This is a genomic window from Pontibacillus litoralis JSM 072002, from assembly GCF_000775615.1.
Classification (GTDB): Bacteria; Bacillota; Bacilli; order Bacillales; family BH030062; genus Pontibacillus; species Pontibacillus litoralis.
The window spans coordinates 28,443-49,177 of record NZ_AVPG01000001.1 but is presented as its reverse complement, the minus strand read 5'-3'; the positions used below and the strand labels follow the sequence as shown (position 1 = coordinate 49,177).

The window sequence follows — 20,735 nt, the reverse complement described above, 5'->3', positions numbered from 1 at the left end:
TTGGCTAAAGAGAAAATTAACATGCCCCAGCTCGGGGAAAGTGTAACAGAAGGAACAATAAGTTCGTGGTTAGTATCTGTGGGGGATACGGTAGAAAAGTATGATCCAATCGCAGAAGTAATGACTGATAAAGTAAATGCTGAAGTCCCATCTTCTTTCACTGGTAAAATAGTAGAGTTAGTAGCTCAAGAAGGAGAGACGGTTGAAGTAGGCAACTTGATTTGCTATATTGAAACCGAACAATCTGGCGGAGCAAATGCAGATGAAGACAAGGCACAAGAAAAAGCACCAGCTCCAGAAGCAGAAGCTCCAGAAGAAGCTGCCGATCAATCGATGAAAAAACGTTATTCTCCTGCTGTTATGCGAATGGCACAAGAGAATGACATTGACTTAAATCAAGTACAAGGATCAGGTCGTGGTGGACGTATTACTCGTAAAGATATAGAGAAAGTCATCGTATCAGGTCATGTTCCGAAACCAGTGAAAGAACAGCCTAAGCAAGCAGCTAAAGCCGAACAACAAGTTAAACCAGCAGCAAAATCTGCACCAGGTCCGCAACCAACAGTTCAAGCTGGTGATATAGAAGTTCCTGTGACTGGTGTTCGTAAAGCGATTGCTAATAATATGGTGAAATCCAAAACGGAAATTCCTCATGCGTGGATGATGGTCGAGGTTGATGTAACAAACATGGTGGAATACCGTAATTCGATGAAAAATGACTTTAAGCAAAAAGAGGGCTTCAGCTTAACGTTTTTCGCTTTCTTCGTTAAAGCAGTTGCGCAAGCATTAAAAGAATATCCGCAGCTAAATAGCACATGGGCTGGCGACAAAATTATTCAACGTAAAGCCATTAACTTAAATATTGCTGTTGCAAAAGATGACGAATTGTTCGTACCTGTCATTAAAGATGCAGATGAGAAATCAATTAAAGGTATTGCAAAAGACATTATGGAATTAGCTACGAAAGCTCGTAACGGTAAATTAACAAACGATGATATGCAAGGTGGCACATTTACAGTGAATAACACTGGTTCGTTTGGCTCCGTGCAGTCAATGGGAGTCATTAACCCACCACAATCAGCAATTTTACAAATTGAATCGATTGTAAAACGACCAGTTTACATGAATGGTATGTTTGCTGCTCGTGACATGGTGAACTTATGTTTATCACTTGACCATCGTGTATTAGACGGACTTGTAGCAGGTAATTTCCTAGCACGAGTAAAAGAAATATTAGAGAATATGACGAAAGACAATACTTCAATCTATTAAGTGAAAAATGGCCTTAGCAAGATTTGCTAAGGTCATTTTTGTCATGATCCTTATTCACAATTAACGGTTCCATTATAATACTGCTGGAGTTGGGGCAGGTTCTTCATATTGCATGATTTATTTTGGATAGAAGATTGAGAAGAATGTAAGCGTAATGCGAACGCTCCTTTTTTAATTGCACCTAGAAAAATAGCTGGTTCTTTTATAGGAGGACATATTTTAGACAAAGTTTATCAGCATTTTACAAGATGAAGAAGGTATTCTTTGATATACTATAAGTTGGTCTAAGTACCTTGTAGTCTCTAAATGGACTGTAGAATAAGTATGGAGGTGAAGGGATGGTAAGAAAGACAATTTTATTAACGATAGGGTTTGGTTCATTAGCAGCAGGATTTACTGGCGTTTACCTACCACTTTTACCAACTACTCCTTTTATTTTGTTGTCTTTAGTATGTTTCTCCAGGAGTTCAGATAAATTTCATGCTTGGTTATTATCAACGGAAATATATAAGAAATATGTACAAGAATTTATAGATACACGTTCCGTTCCAATGAGTAGTAAAATTAAAATCATTATTTTTCTATATATATCTGTAGGCATTTCCATCTATTATTTAGATTATATATACGTTCGACTAGGCTTAAGTATCATGCTAGTGTTACAAACCATAATTTTATTTTTATTTGTACCGACACGTAAAAATAAGCAACCATAATAAGATAAGGAAGCTCTACTATACGAAATAGTGGAGTTTTTTTCATTGAATTGTAGTTGAAAAGTTGTCTAAATATCCGATATGACTATAGAGAAGGAATGTATGATGAGTAACTGATACAAGCTTAGGAGGTTTATACATATGATGCAACAAGATAAAGGTATTTTATTAGAGAGCGGTACGAATGAATTAGAAATAGTAGAGTTTGGAATTGGCACGAACCATTTCGGAATTAATGTTATCAAGGTGAAAGAAATACTTAATCCTACGGAGGTGACGAAGATTCCGCATTCTCATCCTTCTGTAGAGGGGATCATTGAGATTCGTGGAGAAGTCGTAACGGTCGTCGATGTAGCTCATGCTTTAGGATTTCCACCTTCTGATCATCCGCAGCAAGATAAATTTATCGTAGCAGAATTTAATCAACAGAAAATTGTTTTTCACGTCCATACAGTAACGCAAATTCATCGCATCTCCTGGGAAAATATCGAAAAGCCAAATAAAATGTATCAAGGGTTAGAAACGCAAATCACTGGTGTAGTGAAGATGAATGAAGTGATGTTATTATTATTAGACTTCGAGAAAATGGTTGCTGATATAAACCCAGAATCAAGCATTAACGTTCAATCTATGAATCAATTAGGAGAAAGAGAGCGTACGAATAAGCGAATTGTCATTGCGGAGGATTCCGCACTATTAAGAGAGTTGTTAAAAGAAACGTTGCATGAGGCAGGATATACGGATCTTCGTCTATTTGAAGATGGCAAGGAAGCATATGACTATTTAGAGTCTTGTGCATCAGATGATGAGAAGACGTTACAAGAGCACGTACAGCTAGTGATTACAGATATAGAAATGCCTCAAATGGACGGGCACCATTTAACAAAAAGAGTGAAGGATCATGAACAGCTTTCCATATTACCAGTTATTATATTCTCTTCGTTGATTACGGAAGATTTGCGCCATAAAGGGGAAAGAGTCGGCGCAAATGCACAAGTTTCTAAACCAGAAATTGTACAATTAGTGCAAATGATTGACCAATACGTTTTGTAAAAGAAGAACAGCAGGTAGATGTCTATTCCTGCTGTTTATTTATGTTTGTTAGACTTATGATTCCACGTAGTAAACTGGCCCCAAGGAGAAAATGGAGAAGTGTGATTATAATACTGATGCGATCGTTGGTATTGACCGTTTTTCTTCGACCTTTTTTCAGGGTCTTCCCAATTTAAAAAAGTGTAAAGAATTTTTTTTGCTTTCGTAAGGGAAAGGGTTGTTTTTGGATTTCGAAAGGATTGATCTATTTTTCCTAAATGCTTCATGGTGTCGAAATCCGCTTTTTTAGGGGGGATGTGGAAGTAAAAGTTATCCACTTGCACGAGAAGTGTCGAATGCTGATGGCTATATTTGGGATGATCAGAAAAGTGGAGACCTACTTTCTTCGCTCGATTTTGTTTTAATAGTTTTTCGATAGCTTTTTTCTTTACTGTATACAATTGTTTCGGTTCTGAAGCTGTTTTTGCGTGTTTATTTACGACAAAGATAGCTTGGGCAATCATTTCCGTTGTTAATTGGAAATCATTCGTAGTCAAAATGGTTCCTCCTAATTATTCTTCTAATAGTTAATGTGTGAATGACCAATGACAGACTCATCTACTTACAATGGTTTTCCATTCATTTGCAAGCTTATGTTTGTATTCTAGCACGTTTTTTTCTTTTTCGACATATCTAAATGAAAAAAAGCTAACCATTTCGGCTAGCTTTTCCTGCTCATGTACCATGTCTTGTAAACTAATAATATCCTGGATAATAAGATCCGCCGTATCCTGGTCCGCCATATGGATAAGGTCCGTAATAGGGGCGCGGACCACAAGGGTAGCCATAACACGGATATGGTGGTCTGTAGAAGAATGGGCTAATAGCTAAACCTGCAAGACCGCCGAGAGCAAACGGTAAGAAGGGTCCGCCGAAAAAGCGTTGGTTGTTAACGGGGACATGTCTTTGTGGAAGGGCGGGAATAGGACTATTATAGGGTGAAATTTGGTAAGGTTGCATCATTTTCTCTCCTTTATTTATAGACTTTCCTAACATCCTATGATGAGAATGACTAAGTGAGCGTGTCCATGAAGTGATACTTATTTTGATTTCGATTGTAGCGTATGAATCGTAAACTCCGGCATGCATAATAAACGGTAAGGAAGTCTTGTCGTACCAATCCCTCTACTAACGTATAAATAAGAAGAGCTATTCGGCACGTTATACCATCCTTCGACGTATTGTTGTGCATAGGGAGGTGTGATGAGGTGGCCGATAAATGGTAGCTGAATTTGTCCGCCATGGCTATGTCCAGATAATTGAATGTCAATAGGAAGTTCTTTCATTTCTTCGGCATAATCTGGCTCATGACACATCATAATCGTAAATAGGTTCCGGTCACTATGTTGTAATGCTCGTTTCCCATCAGGCTGTCCAAGTATCACATCATCAATTCCAGCAAGACAAATACATTGTCCATTCTTTTCAATGTATTGATGTTCATTTTGCAGTAATTGAAAGCCGCCTATCTCCATATAATGAGCGATGATATCTGTTCCATATCCACCGTGATCATGGTTCCCGTATATCCAGTATTTACCTAAAGGTGCTTGCACAGTAGCTAACAGTTGGGAGGCTTGCTGTAGTTCAACGACGGAAACGGTATTAGGTACATCAAATAAATCTCCAGTAAACAACAGCAAGTCTGGTTGTTGGAGCTGAATCGTTTTTATTAACTGGGCAAATTGTTGCATTGTATAATGAAAACCGATATGAATATCTGAAAATTGCAGGATGGTTACGTTATGAAAGCTTTGGGGTATTTTTATGGATGAGATGGTTTCCTGTTGAATGGATAAGCGATTAGGTTCAATGTATTTAGCATAGTAATACGTACTTCCGCTTAGCCCTATTACACTTAGCGCACTTTTCCAAAGTCGTTGTAAAAAGGAGCGCCGATTTATTTGTCTTTGCATCGTTGTTCCCTCCTTGTATATAGATATAGCTCCTTTGTACATAGTAAATTATTTTATTTAGATTATAACAAATTTTCCGAAAATAAAGGGAATAAAAAGAGGTGTGCAGAATGGGAATATATAAGGAGTGATGAAAGATGGAAAAGGAAGTTGTAATCGTAACGGGCGGTTCTAGTGGAATGGGAAAGTATATGGCAAAGAAATTCGTACAAGAAGGTGCTAAAGTTGTCATTACTGGTCGTAATGCAGAACGATTAGCAACAGCAAAAGAGGAAATTGCACAAGGGCAGCATGATCAAGTACTTACAGTGGAAATGGACGTAAGGAAGATAGAAGATGTTCAGCGTATGGTAGAACAAACAGTAGATTATTTTGGACGTATTGATCATCTTGTCAATAACGCCGCAGGCAATTTCATTTGCCCAGCTGACAAAATGTCTGTAAACGGGTGGAATTCGGTTATTGATATTGTGTTAAATGGGACCTTTTATTGTAGCAAAGAGGTAGGTGACTATTGGATTCTAAATGGTATTAAAGGGAATATTTTGAACATTGTTGCTACATATGCTTGGAATGCAGGAGCTGGAGTTATGCATTCGGCATGCGCTAAGGCCGGAGTGTTAACGATGACGAGAACACTTGCCGTAGAGTGGGGGTATAAATATAATATTCGAACCAATGCGATTGCTCCAGGACCTATTGAGCGAACAGGTGGAGCAGATAAATTGTTTGAGTCTGAAGAAGCGGCGAAACGAACATTGGAATCTGTACCATTAGGCCGATTAGGTCAGCCTGAGGAAATCGCTGACTTAGCCCATTTTATATTATCAGATAAAGCTTCATACATGAATGGAGAGGTTGTTACCCTTGATGGAGGTCAATGGTTGAACAAGTTTCCTTTCTAAAAAGTAAAAGAAAGACTGCTAGCCTAATGTTAGCAGTCTTTGTCGTTAAAGGACGTAAAAGAAAATAGCTAGAAAATGCATAACTGACCCACCAATAACGAATAAATGCCAAACTGCATGGTGGAATCGGAAGCCTCGCCATACGTAAAAGATGGAGCCGAAGGAATACAATAGTCCTCCTATAATAAGTAAAACGACACCACCTAATGCAATTTGTGCAACAAGTGGATTCCAAGCAAATACTATTATCCACCCCATCATAATATACATAATTGTAGATAGAACGACGAATTTCTTTACAAAGAACATTTTAAATATTACACCGGCAATAGCGATAAACCAAACGAGGCCAAATAAAGACCAGCCCAGCGGACCTCTTAGTAAGATTAAAGCAATTGGGGTATATGTTCCTGCAATAAATAAGTAAATGGCGGCATGGTCTAATATTTCAAACCGATCTTTCCATTTACCAGGTGGAAAGGCATGAACGAGCGTAGAGGAAGTGTATAGAAATACCATCGTTAATCCGTATATCGTTACAGAAACGATATCAATGGCATCACCACTCATGCTTGCAAATACAACTAATAAGCTAAGCGCTGCAATACTTAACAACACGCCGAAACCGTGAGTGATTGCATTTACGACTTCTTCTTTTTTGGTAAACGTATGGGTTTCCATTAATGATAACCTCTTTCGTGAAATAATTTATATTTATTATACATCTTTTCTTCCGTATACCCTAATGATGATTTTCGAGTATACTGATATTAATTAGGTGCATGTCACATATTTGTGCGTTTACCTACAATAGAATAGAATGGTAAAGACCTGGTTGTTAGGAGGTACTCGTATATGGACCCGATAGATGTAATGGAGCAAATTGATAAAGTAAAACCGTCTTTTCAACCGATCTTCACAGCTATTAAGTATGATGTTATCGGTTATGAGGTGTTAGGTAGAATTGAGGAAGAAGGGGAATATGAAAGTTTAGGACCTTTCTTTGTCGATCCTCAAGTGCCAGAAGAGTTTAAGTTAGAATTGGATGATTACTTGTTAACACAAGCAGTTCAGCAATTATGGAAAGAACAAGATGATAAAAGCTTGTTGTTTATTAACCGTAGCGCTCAGCAGCTAATGTGGAATGGGGAGCAACTTATACAAACATTATCTCCTTTAGTGGAACAGGGGTTTTCATACAATCGTATTGTGTTAGAGATTACGGAACATGATTTTGATGAGGACTTTGAAAGCTTAGCTCATTTACTATTGTATTACAAAACATTTGGTATTCAAATTGCAGTCGATCATGTCGGGGCAAAAAGTTCGAATCTAGATCGGCTACGCCAACTGGAACCTCACATATTGAAAATTGATTCCAAAATTTTGCATGATGCGGATTTGAGTAGTCATCATGATATTCTGTATTCGATATCCATGTTAGCCAAACGAATTGGTGCAGCATTATTGTTTGAAAATATTGAAGATGATATTCAACTTTATTACGCTTGGAAGCACGGTGGAAGATATTATCAAGGTTTTTATTTAAAGAAACCATGCTTTAGCTTTCCCCCAACACAAAATACGGCAACATTGATGAAAAACCAATTTGATGGGTTTATTCGTCGAGAGAAGAAATTGATTGAAGATCGTATTGCCTTTATTTTAAATTGGGATCAGCGAATGAGAGGACTATTGGATCACTGGGAAGGGGCTAAAAAAGTAGATGCCTTTATTGAAAGAGTAACCCATTACTTTGATGAGGAAAGTTTTCGTATGTATGTGTGTAACAGTGACGGACAACAAATTTCATCCAACTTTCGTAAATATAACAATGAATGGGTGAAGCAACCAGAAATAATAGGAACGAATTGGGCATTTCGACCTTACTTTCTTGAGAACATTGTACAAATGCGAACGTGGAACAAAGGGAGATTATCAGATCTGTATTCTGATATAGACACACGTGCAATGGTTCGAACGTTTAGTTTTCCTTTATCCGATCATTTTTCTATTTTTATTGATATTCAATACGCTTACATATTTGAGCATGAATGTTTGCTTATATGAAGGAAGAACGAATCCATTATGGGTTCGTTTTTTGTCAAAGCAAGAAATGATGCTTAATCAAAATCCATTTCAAATCGCAGCATGAGTCTTTTTTATAGTAAAATGTAATTCATTCGTTTGGCTGTTTTTTGAACGAAGCAATTATGAGATTATTTTAGATGTCTATTTTTGTCCGAATTTTCCGAACGAATCATGCGCCATGAAGGTTGTTTTAAAGATAGAATAGTATCACGACAACCTAAGGAAGAAGGTGTTCTAATGCGTTTTTATTGTCTTTATTGTTGTGCGCTTTTTAAAGAGAATGTGCAATCATGTCTGGTTTGTGGATATCTCACTATACATCCGATACAAATCAACATACAACATAGTATGAAAGAAAGAATGCAAGGTGGGGAGCATAACATGCGCTGAGTTGAAATTTACGGAAAACATGGTATGATGAAAGGTGGGCAACGTAACAATCATATGGGTGGTTTGCTTGACTCCTCTATGTGTGAAAGAAGAAGGAGTGTATATGGATGATTAGTTTGCAAAGAGAAGAATTAGAGCAATATACGGTAAAGGATTTAATTATACCGTCTGAGAAAGTAGCACATGTTCAAGGAGGGAATCCGTTAGAACATGCGTTGTTAGTGTTGGTTAAATCTGGGTATTCAGCTGTTCCGGTTCTTGACCCACAATATAAGTTAAAAGGAAGTATAAGTAAGACTATTATATTAGATAATATGTTAGGCATAGAGGAATTTGAGTTAGAAAGGTTGTCCAACATCACTGTACAAGAAGTAATGAAGACGGACATACCATTACTAAATCTTGAAGATACGTTTTCGACGGGACTGGATGCAGTAACGAACCATCCCTTTGTTTGTGTCGTAGATGACGAAGGTTTCTTTGAAGGCATCTTAACGAGGAGAGCAATTTTAAAAAGGTTAAAACGTCATTTGCACACGTATAACCAACATTTGTAATATAGTGCGCTAACCTAAAATGTTGAAGGTTAGCGTTTTTTATCGTACAAAAATAATGGTGGATATTTCTTGTCATTGCAAGCCTATATTTGTTAAAGTATTAGCATACATGTAATGTTTTACATAACCAAGGAGGATAACATATGAAACAAATGGATGCAAATGAGATTATTTCTTTTATTTCGAATAGTAAAAAGTCTACACCGGTCAAAGTGTATATCAAAGGGGATAATGTTAAAGATTTGGACTTTGGTGAGAATATAAAAGCCTTTGTTGAACAAGAAAGTGGTGTGCTTTTTGGTGAATGGAAAGAGGTAGAAGCTTTTCTATCTAAGCACGAAGCGAGCATTGCAGATTATGTAGTTGAGAATGATCGCCGTAATTCAGCTATTCCTACATTAGACTTAAAACATGTCAATGCCCGGATTGAACCTGGTGCAATTATTCGTGATCAAGTAGAAATTGGTGATGGAGCAGTTATTATGCTTGGTGCGTCTATTAATATTGGTTCTGTTATTGGTGCAGGTACGATGATTGATATGAATGCTGTTCTTGGTGGACGTGCAACTGTAGGGGAAAACTGTCATATTGGTGCAGGTGCTGTGCTTGCCGGTGTTATTGAACCGCCTTCTGCAAGCCCTGTTGTTGTAGAGGACGGTGTAGTAGTAGGAGCGAACGCAGTCATATTAGAAGGTGTTACTGTTGGTGCGGGAGCAGTTGTTGCTGCTGGTGCGATTGTAACTCAAGACGTACCACCTAACACCGTTGTTGCAGGAACACCAGCAAAGGTTATTAAAGAAATTGATGAACAAACAAAAGGAAAAACAGAAATCAAACAAGAATTACGTAAATTGGATAATTAAGAAAAAGCAGGAGCTAACCCCTCCTGCTTTTTCTACATTTTAATATGGAAGAGGGGAACAAGATGCAATTACAATCCTTGATAAATATAAGAAGAGATTTACATCAGATCCCAGAGTTGGGGTTTCAAGAAACAAAAACACAAGCCTACTTGTTAGAGTATATTGCTTCCTTACCGCAACAACATTTAGAAGTGAAAACGTGGCGTACTGGTATTTTAGTGAAAGTAGCTGGGACAAACCCTTATGAGACGATTGCATACAGGGCAGATATGGATGGATTACCTATTCAAGAGCAAACGGATTATTCTTTTCAGTCTGTTCATTCAGGCAACATGCATGCGTGCGGACACGATTTTCATATGACGATTGCCATAGGTGCGTTAACGAATTTAGCGACCCATCCAGCTGAACAAAACGTGCTGTTTCTATTTCAGCCGGCAGAAGAGAGTCCAGGTGGTGCGTTATCGATGATGGAAAGTGAGGAAATGAAAGCATGGTGGCCTGATAAAATATTTGCTTTACACATTGCTCCGGAGTTACCTATAGGGACGATTTCTTCACGAGAAGGATTATTATTTGCCAATACGAGTGAGTTGTTTATGGATTTTAAAGGAAAAGGTGGTCATGCTGCGTTTCCGCATATGACAAAGGATATGGTTGTTGCAGCGAGTCACTTAATCGTTGGAGCACAGCAAATTGTTGCTAGAAATGTCGATCCATTAGATTCGGCAGTTCTTACATTTGGAAAAATGACAGCAGGGCATGTTCAAAATGGTATTGCCGAAACTGCTCGTTTAGAAGGTACAATGAGAACGTTCCTGCCTGAAACGATGGAACGGTTAAAGCAACGAGTAGAAGCGCTAGTAGAAGGTAATGAAATGATTCATGACTGTTCTATAACGATTGATTACGGTTCCAATTATTATCAAGTGTACAATAGTGGGAATTTGGTGGAATCCTTCCGTCACATCGTAGAGCAACAAGATTATGTGTATCAAGAGGCGAGACCCGCTATGACTGGGGAAGATTTCGGTTATATGTTGAGGGATATACCAGGGTTTATGTTTTGGCTAGGTGTGGATTCGCCACACGGATTGCATCATAATCAATTGCAACCGAAAGAAGAGGCGCTTCGAGTAGGAGTAGATGTAGTAGAAGCCACCATAAGAAATCTAAAGTGACGTGGTGCATACCTTCTTTAAGACCGGATAAACTACTAAAGTAGAAGTTCAACTAAAAGGAGGATGTTTTATGGAAAAAATAGGGGTAGAAGGTACATTAACAGATGTTCGTCAAGCATTACAAGAGAAAGGCTATGATATAGTTGATTTGAGAAATGAGGAAGATGCGAGGGGCTGCGATTGCTGCGTCATCTCTGGACAGGATCAAAACGTAATGGGAATGGCGGATGTTGTTACTCAAGGAGCGGTTATTAGCGCGCATGGAATGACGGCAGATGAAGTATGTCAAGTTGTAGATGAACGAAACAATAGATAAAGTGTTGTCCAAAGAGCTGACGTATTTTTGTATACGCAGCTTTTTGGCTTTTTAGTGCGGCAGTGTGGTCATTTTTTCGTTAGAGGATCTTATAGCCAATTACGTAATTGGTTAAATGGATTCATTCCTAAAAAAAAGATGACCCGGTTTAACACACCGAAGCCATCCTTTTAGTGTCGCTCTCTATTCCGCAAATGGTCAAATGTAGTTCATTGATGATTTACATGTTTCGTAATATTCACTTGATGTGGGTATGGGATTTCAATACCAGCTTCATCTAATGCTTCTTTCAAGCGTTTGCGAATATCACGTTCAACGCCCCATTGCTCCATGTTTTCTGTTTGAGCTAATACACGAATAACGACATCAGAAGAACCTAGGCTATTAACACCAATCACATCTGGACCTTCTTTAATACGTTCATCATTTTGGGCAAATTCTTCACATACTTGCTGTAATACTTTAATAGCCTCATCAATGTTTTCGTCATAAGAAATACCAATGTCCACAAGTGCACGCATATTTCCTCTGGAATGGTTACTAATCGTTGTGATGTAACGATTTGGTACGAAGTTTAATGTGCCATCTAATCCGCGGATTTTCGTTGTGCGTAATCCTACTTCTTCAACAATCCCATTCATACCACCAGCTGTTACGTATTCATCTACCTCGACTTGTTTCTCTAATAAGATGAAGAAACCAGTCACTACATCACTGACAAGTCCTTGTGCTCCAAATCCGATAGCTAACCCGACAATACCAGCACCAGCAATAAGAGGAGCAATCTCAATATCTAATAACCCGAATAGTGTCGCAATTAAAACGAATCCTAATACATAGGCATATATGTTCATCATTAATCGTTCTAATGTTTTCGTACGTCCTTCGGATAGCTTTTGCTTCTTTCCTGCTTTTCCAATAATCGATTGGATGATTTTCTTTCCAAGTGGAGAAACGATCATGTAGACGATGACGATAAATGCTACTTTCCATCCTACCGTTATCACATTGTCTAACATGTTGGACCAATCCAAATTCATATTCTTCTATACCCCTTTCGTTGTCACGTTTTGTTCACTTTTAACACTATACCTTTCCTTGAAATGGATTGCAATAAGAATAATGTGAAGAAACGTCAGATTATGTTTAGACGTTACCTTTTATGTATAAACTTGTTTTTTAAAAAGAAGAGCTTCTACATGTTTTTCTAAAGGCATATTACTTCTCATTTCTATCAAAATAGTGTTTAATGAGAATAGACAGGGGTAACAATATAACCGTTAGCCTTTTCCTAATAGCGTTTCCATCCAGATTACATTAATTTTAATTTAACATTGACTAAAATGTGAGCCTTCGTTATAATAGGAATTGTGGTTATAATAGAAACCCGATAGAACATCTTAGTGATTACTCAAAATACTTAATTAAACATTTATGGAGGGATTACAATGGCAGAACGTATGGTATCTAAACAAGCTCCACGCTTTGAAATGGAAGCAGTAATGCCTAACAAAGAATTTGCAAAAGTAAGCCTTGAAGAAAATATGAAAAACGATAAATGGACAGTACTATTTTTCTATCCAATGGACTTCACTTTCGTGTGTCCAACAGAAATTACAGCAATTTCTGATCGATACGATGAGTTTGAAGACCTTGATGCGGTAGTAATTGGTGCTTCTACAGACACTGTACACACACACTTAGCATGGATTAACACAGATCGTGACGAAAATGGCCTTGGCGATTTAACTTATCCATTAGCGGCTGATACTAATCACCAAGTTTCTAAAGACTACGGTGTTCTTGTTGAAGAAGAGGGAATCGCGTTACGTGGGCTATTTATCATTAGCCCGGAAGGCGAATTGAAGCATGCTACGATTAACCCAGATGAAGTTGGTCGTAACGTAGACGAAACACTTCGTGTATTACAAGCACTTCAAACTGGAAGCCTATGCCCAGCTAACTGGAAGCCAGGTCAAGATACTTTATAAGAAGAGCGGATAAAGGTCTAACTAATGCAGTTAGGCCTTTTACACTATCAAGATACATCGTTGAACAATAAGGAGGATTATTTAATGAAATTAAGAGCACCAATGCCCGAATTAACAGGAGCAACAGAATGGTTGAACGGTCAAGTTACGAAAGAAGAATTACTTGGTGAGAAGCCAACGCTTATTCACTTTTGGTCTGTAAGCTGTGGATTATGTAAAGAAGCGATGCCAAATGTAAATGATTTTCGCGATCGTCATAGCGAGCAACTAAACGTTATTGCAGTACACATGCCGCGCTCAGAGAAAGATTTAGATATTGAACAAGTTAAAGCGGTAGCAGAAGAACATGGCATTTCACAACCAATCTTTGTAGACAATAAGCATACGTTGACAGATGCATTTGAAAATGAATACGTCCCTGCATACTATGTTTTTGATAAAGAAGGTAACCTTCGCCACTTTCAAGCAGGTGGCGGTGGCATGAAGATGCTAGAAAAACGTGTAAATCGCGTGTTAGGTGAATCAGAAAAATAAATAAGTTAATCAAAAGCCCCTATTTCTGTTTAGAAGTAGGGGTTTTTAAATTGTTAACATTCATTGGAAATATATCATGTGTGCAAAAATGAATTTTTAAAAAATTTAAAAAAATAGGTCGAAACAGTGGAAAATTATTTCGATACTCGATATATTTATGTATACATCACAAAAAGAAGAAATGACAAGAAGGGGGAGGGATTTACTTGAACACGTTATTCAAATTAAAAGCTTACTATATGCCATTTAAAAGATATTTTTTTCTATCTTTATTTTTTCTTGTTGTTGTAACGTTCATTACTATCGTATATCCAATTGTGCTTCAAGTTACCATCGATGAAGTGGTTTATTTAGAACGATATGCGTTAATCCCTGTAGTAGCAGGGGTCTTTATCATTTTAATGTTGATAAAGAGTATATCGACGTATTTACAACAGTATTTGGGGGATTTATTCGGCATTAAATCTGTCTATTCGTTAAGGGATGGATTGTATAGAAAGTTACAACGTCTACCATTTCGTTATTATGATAATGCTAAAACAGGTGATTTAATGTCACGATTAACAGCAGATGTGGAAGCATTTCGTTTTTTCTTATCTTTTGGGTTTGCTGAATTAATTCGCATTGCATTATTAATCGTCGTAAGCTTAAGTGTTATGTTTTTTTACTCTGCATCTTTAACGCTTGTTACGATGGCGGCGATGCCATTTTTGCTAGTTGTTGTGTTTCAATTTGATAAACGGGTACACCCAGCTTTCCGTGGTATTAGAAAAGCCTTTGGTAATATGAACACCCGTGTGCAAGAGAACATTAGTGGGATGACTACGGTTAAGTCTTTATCACGAGAAGATTATGAAGTAGGAAGATTTACTGATCGTAACGATGAATATCGCACCAATTATATTGATACATCGAATATATGGGCTAAATACTTTCCTTTGATGGAGTTTGTTGGGAATGTGAGTGTTGTAGCGTTATTAGGCTATGGTGGTTATTTAGTGATGCAAGGATCTTTGCAGTACGGGGAGTTAGTCGCTTTTTTTAGCTTAGTTTGGTATATTCTTGGTCCGCTAATGAACTTAGGCTTTGTGATTAATTTATTTTCCCAATCGAAAGCTTCAGGTGAGCGGCTGTTAGAAATATTACAGGCGGAGGAAGAGATACAGGAAATAAAACAGCCATTTCAATCATCAGCTATCGAAGGGCATGTCACCTTTCAAGACGTTACCCTTGCATACGACGAAGGTGATGATGCGGCATTAAAAGATATTTCCTTTGAAGCTCTACCGGGAACAACGATTGGTTTAATTGGTTCTACTGGCTCAGGGAAGACGAGTATAACACAATTGATGACACGTTTTTATGAACCGCAACAAGGTGAAGTGTTGATAGATGGTAAGCCTGTACAAGAATATGGATTAAAACAGTTAAGGAGTAGTATTGGCTTTGTATTACAAGAAACATTTTTATTTTCCACATCGATTAAAGAAAATATTGCTTATGGAAACCCTGAAGCGAGCATGGAGGACATCATGGATGCAGCTAAACGGGCGCAAGCGCATGAATTTATCATGGCGATGCCTAAAGGATATGATACATTACTTGGTGAACGAGGAATGGGTTTATCTGGTGGTCAGAAACAGCGTATTGCTATTGCCCGGGCAATATTAATTGATCCTTGCATTCTTGTATTAGACGATGCAACGTCAGCGGTAGATATGGAAACAGAAGTACGAATTCAACAAGCGTTGAAAGAAGTGATGAAAGGGAGGACGACATTTATTATTGCTCACCGCATCTCTTCTTTGAAACATGCGGACGAAATTATCGTGTTAGCTGATGGGGTCATAACGGAGCGAGGTACACATGAAAAGTTATTACAGAACGGCGGGCCATATCAGCGAATTTATGATATTCAATACCAAGATAAAGAGATGGTCTTAAATACAGTGAAAAGCTCATCATGAAAGGAGGACGTATATAGTGACGAAAGGAAAAGAAAGCAAGCATTTATATCGGTTTAAATATACACAAGATCAAGCAATCGATAAACCGTTTAATTGGGTGCAAATGATGCGATTGCTACAATATGTGAAGCCATATTCGAAGAACCTTCTTCCACTGAGTATTGCAGCTATGCTTGTATCGACGCTTATCCGCTTGATTGTTCCGATTTTAATAGGGAAAGTTGTGATTGATGTCGCCATTCAACAAAAGGATACAACGTTGCTTATGCAGCTAGTTGTCGGCATTGCGTTGATGTACTTAGTTAATTATGTTGCGAACGCTTTGCGTATTCGGTGGGTGAATATATTAGGACAGAATGTAATTTATGATTTAAGGAAACATTTATTCTCCCACATACAGCGTCTATCCCATCGTTTTTTTGATTCAAGATCAGCCGGGTCGATTTTAGTACGAATTATGAATGACATAAATTCATTACAAGAATTGTTTACAAATGGGATAATCAACCTGTTAATGGACGTTATTACGTTAGTAGGAATCGTTGTTATATTGTTCGCTTTAAGTCCGAAGTTAGCGATAGCAATTCTCGTTATATTGCCGATTATGTTCTTTATATCGACGAAGATTCGTAAGCGTATTCGGCGTTCTTGGCAACAAGTTCGAATTCAGCAATCTAGATTAAACTCTCATTTAAATGAAAGCATTCAAGGTATTCGAATTACGCAATCATTTTCTCAAGAACAAGAGAATACTGAGTACTTTGATGTAGTAAATCAAGATAATTTTGAGAGCTGGCGAAATGCGACAAAGAAAAGTGCGATGTTTAGGCCGTTCGTAGAAATGAGCAATGCGATTGGTACCGTTATTTTAATCTCTTACGGAGCACATTTAATCATTTTAGGCCCTGAAAATGGTGGGATTCAAATTGGGACATTTGTTTCCTTTGCGTTTTTCCTTGGCATGTTTTGGGAGCCGATTTCTCGATTAGGACAAATGTACAATCAATTGCTAATGGCAATGGCAGCATCTGAACGAATTTTTGAATTTCTAGATGAAGAGCCGAACGTGGAAGAAAAGCAAAGTGCTAGTGAGTTGAAAGACATAAAAGGTAAAGTTATGTTTGAACAAGTACAGTTTGCTTATGATCAAGATCGGTTAGCGTTGCATGATGTATCGTTAGAAATGCAACAAGGTCAAACTGTAGCTCTAGTAGGCCATACAGGTAGTGGAAAATCAACGATTGCTAATTTAATTTGTCGATTTTATGACCCAACGAAAGGCAGCGTAAAAATTGATGGATATGATTTACGTGATGTGACCTTAAATAGTGTCCGTCAACAAATAAGTGTCGTCTTACAGGATACATTTATTTTCTCCGGAACCATTATGGAGAATATTCGTTTTGGTCGACCAGAAGCTACAGAAGAAGAAGTAAAAGAAGCTGCTAAAGTAGTAGGTGCAGATGATTTTATTCAACGTCTAGCATATGGCTATGAAACAGAGGTTGAGGAGAGAGGGAGTGTTCTTTCAGCAGGGGAACGCCAATTACTATCTTTTGCTAGAGCTTTGTTAGCAAATCCGAAAATTATTATATTAGATGAAGCAACGTCTAGCATTGATACCGAAACAGAAGTGAAAATACAACAAGCATTAAAGAAATTGTTGAAAGGAAGAACAGCAATCATTATCGCGCATCGCCTATCCACCATAAGAGAAGCGGATAATATTATTGTACTCGAAAAGGGGCGCATATTAGAGCAAGGAAAACATGAAGAATTAATGAAATTACAAGGCGCTTATTTCCGTTTAGTGCAGACACAATTTAATATGTTAGATGCGATATAATGAAAACCACCTTATTCCTGAAAGAGAATAAGGTGGTTTTTTTGAGAATTTTAACACACAAAAAACGCTGATTTTATGATATATTTGTGAATTTTTATTTACGATAGTAAAAAATTTTGATAATATAGTTTGGGTCAAAAATAGAGAGTGACTATATATTACGTCCATGTATGTGATGAAATGAACAATTCTCGAGACGATTAGTAGTGATTTAAAATTATACAAGAGGTAGGTGACGATATATGAAGTTTGTAAAGCATTCGTTCTTATTTAGCTCGCTTTTGCTTTTCCTGAGCGGATGTAGCGCATTGCCTGTGTTAGATCCTAAAGGTCCAGTAGGTGAGGCGCAGAAAGATCTTATTTTCTGGTCTATTTTTCTTATGTTATTCGTAGTTATGGTTGTATTTGTGTTGTTTACCATTATACTTGTGCGGTACAGAGAGCGACCTGGTTATGATAGCCATGAACCGGAGGAGATGGAAGGGAATAAATGGTTGGAGTTGATTTGGACTGGTATCCCGATTATTATTGTTATTTTGTTAGCAGTTCCAACTGTTCGAACTATTTATCAATTAGAAGAACCTCCGCAGAGTACGAGAGATAAAGAGCCTCTTGTCATACACGCAACATCTGCTAATTGGAAATGGTTTTTCAGTTATCCTGAGCAAGATATTGAGACAGTTAACTATTTGCACATTCCTGAAGATCAACCTATTTTGTTTAAATTAACTTCTGCTGATTCCATGGCGGCGCTTTGGATTCCTCAACTTGGAGGACAGGAGTATAACATGGCAGGAATGATGACGGAGATATATTTACAAGCTGATGAGCCAGGTGTTTATGACGGTCGGAATGCAAACTTTACAGGGGAAGGATTTACTGAACACACCTTTAAAGTATATGCGCAAGAAGAGGATGAATTTGATGCTTGGGTAGAAGAAACTAGGCAGGAAGCACCTAAATTAACGCAAGATAAGTATGATGAGTTACTGTTGCCAGGTCATGTGGAAACACAAGCATACTCGTCTACACACTTAGAATATGTAAATCATGCGATGGATGCAGAGTACACGCTCAAAGCGTATGAACGTCAAGGATACGATCCCGAAAAAGAAGGATCACACTGATGCAAGGAGGCAATGAATATGGCATGGGATGAATTTTTTGTCACTGGGGATCCGTTAATTTTTGGAGCTCAGATTTCCATTGTCTTAACCATTATAGGTATTGTATTTGTCTTAACGAAATACCAAAAATGGACATGGCTTTGGAAAGAATGGTTAACAACAGTTGACCATAAAAAATTAGGTGTTATGTATATTATTTCAGCAGTTCTGATGCTATTCCGAGGTGGAGTAGATGCATTGTTAATGCGAGTGCAATTAACAATGCCCAATGCTGAGTTTTTAGATTCCACTCATTATCAAGAAATATTTACAACGCACGGAACAATCATGATTATCTTTATGGCAATGCCTTTCTTAATAGGGATAATGAACATTGTTGTCCCATTACAGATAGGTGCACGTGATGTTGCTTTTCCGTTTTTAAATGCGGTGAGTTTCTGGACATTTTTCATGGGGGCAATGTTGTTTAACATTTCTTTCGTTATTGGTGGTTCTCCATCAGCAGGTTGGACTTCATACGTTCCACTTGCAGGAGATGAATTAAGTGCCGGTATCGGTCAGAATTATTATTTATTAGGTTTACAGATTTCTGGTATTGGTACACTACTTACGGGGATTAACTTCTTGGTTACTATTTTGAAGATGCGTGCACCAGGTATGACATTAATGCGCATGCCGATGTTTACATGGTCAACGGCAATCACTTGTATTCTAATTATTTTTGCGTTCCCAGTGTTGACGGTAGCGTTAGCAATGATGACATTTGACCGCTTATTTGGAGCCCATTTCTTTACACTGATGGATGGCGGTATGCCGATGCTTTGGGCCAACTTATTCTGGATTTGGGGACACCCTGAAGTTTATATTGTTATTATTCCGGCATTCGGAATTTTCTCAGAAGTGATTAGTACATTCTCTAGAAAGAATCTATTTGGTTACAAAGCAATGGTTTACTCCATGGTGGTTATTGCATTTTTAAGCTTTATCGTATGGGTACACCACTTCTTTACAATGGGAGCAGAGGCTTCTGTTAATTCGTTTTTCTCTATTACAACGATGGCCATTTCCATACCAACTGGTGTAAAGATATTTAACTGGTTATTTACGATGTATAAAGGAAGAATTAAGATCAACACAGCCATGCTATGGGCACTTGCGTTTATTCCAAACTTCGTAATAGGTGGCGTTACAGGTGTGATGCTATCCATGGCGGCTGCGGATTATCAGTATCATAATACGTATTTCTTAGTTTCTCATTTTCATTATGTATTAATTTCTGGTACTGTTTTTGCTTGCTTTGCGGGTTTATATTATTGGTATCCGAAAGTATTTGGTCATAAGTTAAATGAAAAACTGGGTAAAATTAGTTTCTGGTTATTCGTTGTTGGTTTTAACGTCTGTTTCTTCCCTATGTATTTCTTGGGATTCGCTGGGATGCCAAGACGTGTGCACACGTATACAGAAGAATCCGGTTGGTTTGATTTAAATGTTGTAGCTTCTATAGGTGCATTGCTTATGGCACTTGGTTTTATGGTGTTCGTGTATAGCATTTACTATAGTATTCGTTATGCAGAAAGGCTTACAACAGGTGATCCTTGGGATGGTAGAACTCTAGAATGGTCTACACCATCACCTGTACCTTATTACAACTTTGCGAAAGTTCCTGAAGTGCATGGATTAGATCCTTATTGGGAAATGAAGAAGCAAGGAGAAGCGGAATTTGATGTTAATCAAGTAGAGCTTGAACCAATTCATATGCCAGACAATTCGGCAGTACCGTTTATTATGTCTATCTTGTTCTTTATTGCTGGTTTCGGATTAGTTTTCGAATGGATGTGGATGGGCATTATCGGTGGCATTGGTGTTCTTATTACGATGATTGTTCGTTCATTCGACCCTGATGAAGGGTACCATGTAGAAGTAGATGAAATAAAAGAAATAGAACGCAAGGCGCGTAGGAAGGAGGCGTAA

The 20,735-nt window shown here is 37.8% G+C and carries 20 protein-coding genes; 15 read left to right on the top strand and 5 right to left on the bottom strand.

Features of this window, described 5'->3' with window-relative positions:
- From N784_RS00240 to N784_RS00230, 3 genes are all read left to right on the top strand, one after another.
- Nucleotides 1-1,272 (top strand): dihydrolipoamide acetyltransferase family protein, encoded by a 1,272-nt coding sequence (locus tag N784_RS00240; protein WP_036830831.1) that lies wholly within the window; start codon nt 1-3, stop codon nt 1,270-1,272.
- A gap of 338 nt (nt 1,273-1,610) precedes the next feature.
- Nucleotides 1,611-1,988, top strand: a complete 378-nt coding sequence (locus N784_RS00235) for a YbaN family protein (protein WP_036830829.1) — start codon at nt 1,611-1,613, stop codon at nt 1,986-1,988.
- Nucleotides 1,989-2,132: 144 nt separating this feature from the next.
- A complete protein-coding gene (locus N784_RS00230) occupies nt 2,133-3,041 on the top strand; it encodes a chemotaxis protein (RefSeq protein WP_036831637.1) in 909 nt (302 codons plus the stop codon).
- Between the two features lie 35 nt (nt 3,042-3,076).
- Here the strand turns inward: N784_RS00230 and N784_RS00225 are convergent, their stop codons facing one another.
- The 3 genes from N784_RS00225 to N784_RS00215 form a co-directional block, all read right to left on the bottom strand.
- On the bottom strand, nt 3,077-3,577 hold the full coding sequence (locus N784_RS00225; protein ID WP_332307829.1) for a YkyB family protein: 501 nt from the start codon (nt 3,575-3,577) through the stop codon (nt 3,077-3,079).
- A gap of 199 nt (nt 3,578-3,776) precedes the next feature.
- Entirely contained in the window at nt 3,777-4,040 is a 264-nt protein-coding gene (locus tag N784_RS16130; RefSeq protein WP_332307828.1) for a hypothetical protein, read from the bottom strand.
- A gap of 80 nt (nt 4,041-4,120) precedes the next feature.
- Nucleotides 4,121-4,996 (bottom strand): metallophosphoesterase, encoded by an 876-nt coding sequence (locus N784_RS00215; RefSeq protein WP_036830825.1) that lies wholly within the window; start codon nt 4,994-4,996, stop codon nt 4,121-4,123.
- 137 nt (nt 4,997-5,133) lie between these two features.
- On the opposite strand from N784_RS00215, the gene fadH reads away from it, so the two are divergent.
- The gene (gene fadH / locus N784_RS00210) at nt 5,134-5,901 is read left to right on the top strand and encodes a 2,4-dienoyl-CoA reductase (RefSeq protein ID WP_036830823.1); all 768 of its coding nucleotides are present in this window, start codon (nt 5,134-5,136) and stop codon (nt 5,899-5,901) included.
- Between the two features lie 45 nt (nt 5,902-5,946).
- On the opposite strand, the gene trhA is transcribed toward fadH, so the two are convergent.
- Nucleotides 5,947-6,582: a PAQR family membrane homeostasis protein TrhA gene (trhA, locus tag N784_RS00205; RefSeq protein WP_036830821.1), complete on the bottom strand. Its 636-nt coding sequence runs from the start codon at nt 6,580-6,582 to the stop codon at nt 5,947-5,949.
- Nucleotides 6,583-6,756: 174 nt separating this feature from the next.
- Here trhA and N784_RS00200 point away from each other — a divergent pair, with 174 nt between their 5' ends.
- The 5 genes from N784_RS00200 (at nt 6,757) to N784_RS00180 (ending at nt 11,299) form a co-directional block, all read left to right on the top strand.
- Nucleotides 6,757-7,971, top strand: coding sequence for an EAL domain-containing protein (locus N784_RS00200; RefSeq protein ID WP_036830819.1), 1,215 nt, complete (start codon nt 6,757-6,759; stop codon nt 7,969-7,971).
- A 518-nt stretch (nt 7,972-8,489) separates the two neighbouring features.
- Entirely contained in the window at nt 8,490-8,939 is a 450-nt protein-coding gene (cbpB, locus tag N784_RS00195; protein ID WP_036830817.1) for a cyclic-di-AMP-binding protein CbpB, read from the top strand.
- 143 nt (nt 8,940-9,082) lie between these two features.
- Nucleotides 9,083-9,802, top strand: coding sequence for a 2,3,4,5-tetrahydropyridine-2,6-dicarboxylate N-acetyltransferase (gene dapD, locus N784_RS00190; RefSeq protein WP_036830816.1), 720 nt, complete (start codon nt 9,083-9,085; stop codon nt 9,800-9,802).
- 62 nt (nt 9,803-9,864) lie between these two features.
- The gene (locus tag N784_RS00185; protein WP_036830814.1) at nt 9,865-10,983 is read left to right on the top strand and encodes an N-acetyldiaminopimelate deacetylase; all 1,119 of its coding nucleotides are present in this window, start codon (nt 9,865-9,867) and stop codon (nt 10,981-10,983) included.
- Between the two features lie 70 nt (nt 10,984-11,053).
- Nucleotides 11,054-11,299 carry a YkuS family protein gene (locus N784_RS00180; RefSeq protein WP_036830812.1) on the top strand — a complete coding sequence of 82 codons (246 nt, stop codon included), beginning with the start codon at nt 11,054-11,056 and terminating at the stop codon, nt 11,297-11,299.
- Nucleotides 11,300-11,508: 209 nt separating this feature from the next.
- Here the strand turns inward: N784_RS00180 and N784_RS00175 are convergent, their stop codons facing one another.
- Nucleotides 11,509-12,339 carry a mechanosensitive ion channel family protein gene (locus tag N784_RS00175; protein WP_036830810.1) on the bottom strand — a complete coding sequence of 277 codons (831 nt, stop codon included), beginning with the start codon at nt 12,337-12,339 and terminating at the stop codon, nt 11,509-11,511.
- A 408-nt stretch (nt 12,340-12,747) separates the two neighbouring features.
- On the opposite strand from N784_RS00175, the gene N784_RS00170 reads away from it, so the two are divergent.
- The 6 genes from N784_RS00170 to qoxB all read left to right on the top strand — a co-directional run bounded on the left by N784_RS00170 (nt 12,748) and on the right by qoxB (nt 20,735).
- Nucleotides 12,748-13,290 (top strand): peroxiredoxin, encoded by a 543-nt coding sequence (locus N784_RS00170; RefSeq protein ID WP_036830809.1) that lies wholly within the window; start codon nt 12,748-12,750, stop codon nt 13,288-13,290.
- 84 nt (nt 13,291-13,374) lie between these two features.
- Nucleotides 13,375-13,824 (top strand): TlpA family protein disulfide reductase, encoded by a 450-nt coding sequence (locus N784_RS00165; protein ID WP_036830808.1) that lies wholly within the window; start codon nt 13,375-13,377, stop codon nt 13,822-13,824.
- 206 nt (nt 13,825-14,030) lie between these two features.
- Nucleotides 14,031-15,791, top strand: a complete 1,761-nt coding sequence (locus N784_RS00160; RefSeq protein WP_036830806.1) for an ABC transporter ATP-binding protein — start codon at nt 14,031-14,033, stop codon at nt 15,789-15,791.
- Nucleotides 15,792-15,804: 13 nt separating this feature from the next.
- A complete protein-coding gene (locus N784_RS00155) occupies nt 15,805-17,637 on the top strand; it encodes an ABC transporter ATP-binding protein (protein WP_036830804.1) in 1,833 nt (610 codons plus the stop codon).
- A 242-nt stretch (nt 17,638-17,879) separates the two neighbouring features.
- Nucleotides 17,880-18,764 carry a cytochrome aa3 quinol oxidase subunit II gene (gene qoxA / locus N784_RS00150; RefSeq protein WP_052127065.1) on the top strand — a complete coding sequence of 295 codons (885 nt, stop codon included), beginning with the start codon at nt 17,880-17,882 and terminating at the stop codon, nt 18,762-18,764.
- Nucleotides 18,765-18,776: 12 nt separating this feature from the next.
- Complete coding sequence (gene qoxB, locus N784_RS00145) at nt 18,777-20,735, top strand: cytochrome aa3 quinol oxidase subunit I (RefSeq protein ID WP_232305947.1); 1,959 nt, start codon at nt 18,777-18,779, stop codon at nt 20,733-20,735.

Bases quoted from the DNA above. Each gene is read 5' to 3' on its own strand.
- N784_RS00235 (WP_036830829.1), top strand. From the start codon at position 1,611: ATGGTAAGAAAGACAATTTTATTAACGATAGGGTTTGGTTCATTAGCA.
- N784_RS00230 (WP_036831637.1), top strand. From the start codon at position 2,133: ATGCAACAAGATAAAGGTATTTTATTAGAGAGCGGTACGAATGAATTA.
- N784_RS16130 (WP_332307828.1), bottom strand. From the start codon at position 4,040: ATGCAACCTTACCAAATTTCACCCTATAATAGTCCTATTCCCGCCCTT.
- N784_RS00215 (WP_036830825.1), bottom strand. From the start codon at position 4,996: ATGCAAAGACAAATAAATCGGCGCTCCTTTTTACAACGACTTTGGAAA.
- fadH (WP_036830823.1), top strand. From the start codon at position 5,134: ATGGAAAAGGAAGTTGTAATCGTAACGGGCGGTTCTAGTGGAATGGGA.
- trhA (WP_036830821.1), bottom strand. From the start codon at position 6,582: ATGGAAACCCATACGTTTACCAAAAAAGAAGAAGTCGTAAATGCAATC.
- N784_RS00200 (WP_036830819.1), top strand. From the start codon at position 6,757: ATGGACCCGATAGATGTAATGGAGCAAATTGATAAAGTAAAACCGTCT.
- cbpB (WP_036830817.1), top strand. From the start codon at position 8,490: ATGATTAGTTTGCAAAGAGAAGAATTAGAGCAATATACGGTAAAGGAT.
- dapD (WP_036830816.1), top strand. From the start codon at position 9,083: ATGAAACAAATGGATGCAAATGAGATTATTTCTTTTATTTCGAATAGT.
- N784_RS00185 (WP_036830814.1), top strand. From the start codon at position 9,865: ATGCAATTACAATCCTTGATAAATATAAGAAGAGATTTACATCAGATC.
- N784_RS00180 (WP_036830812.1), top strand. From the start codon at position 11,054: ATGGAAAAAATAGGGGTAGAAGGTACATTAACAGATGTTCGTCAAGCA.
- N784_RS00175 (WP_036830810.1), bottom strand. From the start codon at position 12,339: ATGAATTTGGATTGGTCCAACATGTTAGACAATGTGATAACGGTAGGA.
- N784_RS00170 (WP_036830809.1), top strand. From the start codon at position 12,748: ATGGCAGAACGTATGGTATCTAAACAAGCTCCACGCTTTGAAATGGAA.
- N784_RS00165 (WP_036830808.1), top strand. From the start codon at position 13,375: ATGAAATTAAGAGCACCAATGCCCGAATTAACAGGAGCAACAGAATGG.
- qoxA (WP_052127065.1), top strand. From the start codon at position 17,880: ATGAAGTTTGTAAAGCATTCGTTCTTATTTAGCTCGCTTTTGCTTTTC.
- qoxB (WP_232305947.1), top strand. From the start codon at position 18,777: ATGAATATGGCATGGGATGAATTTTTTGTCACTGGGGATCCGTTAATT.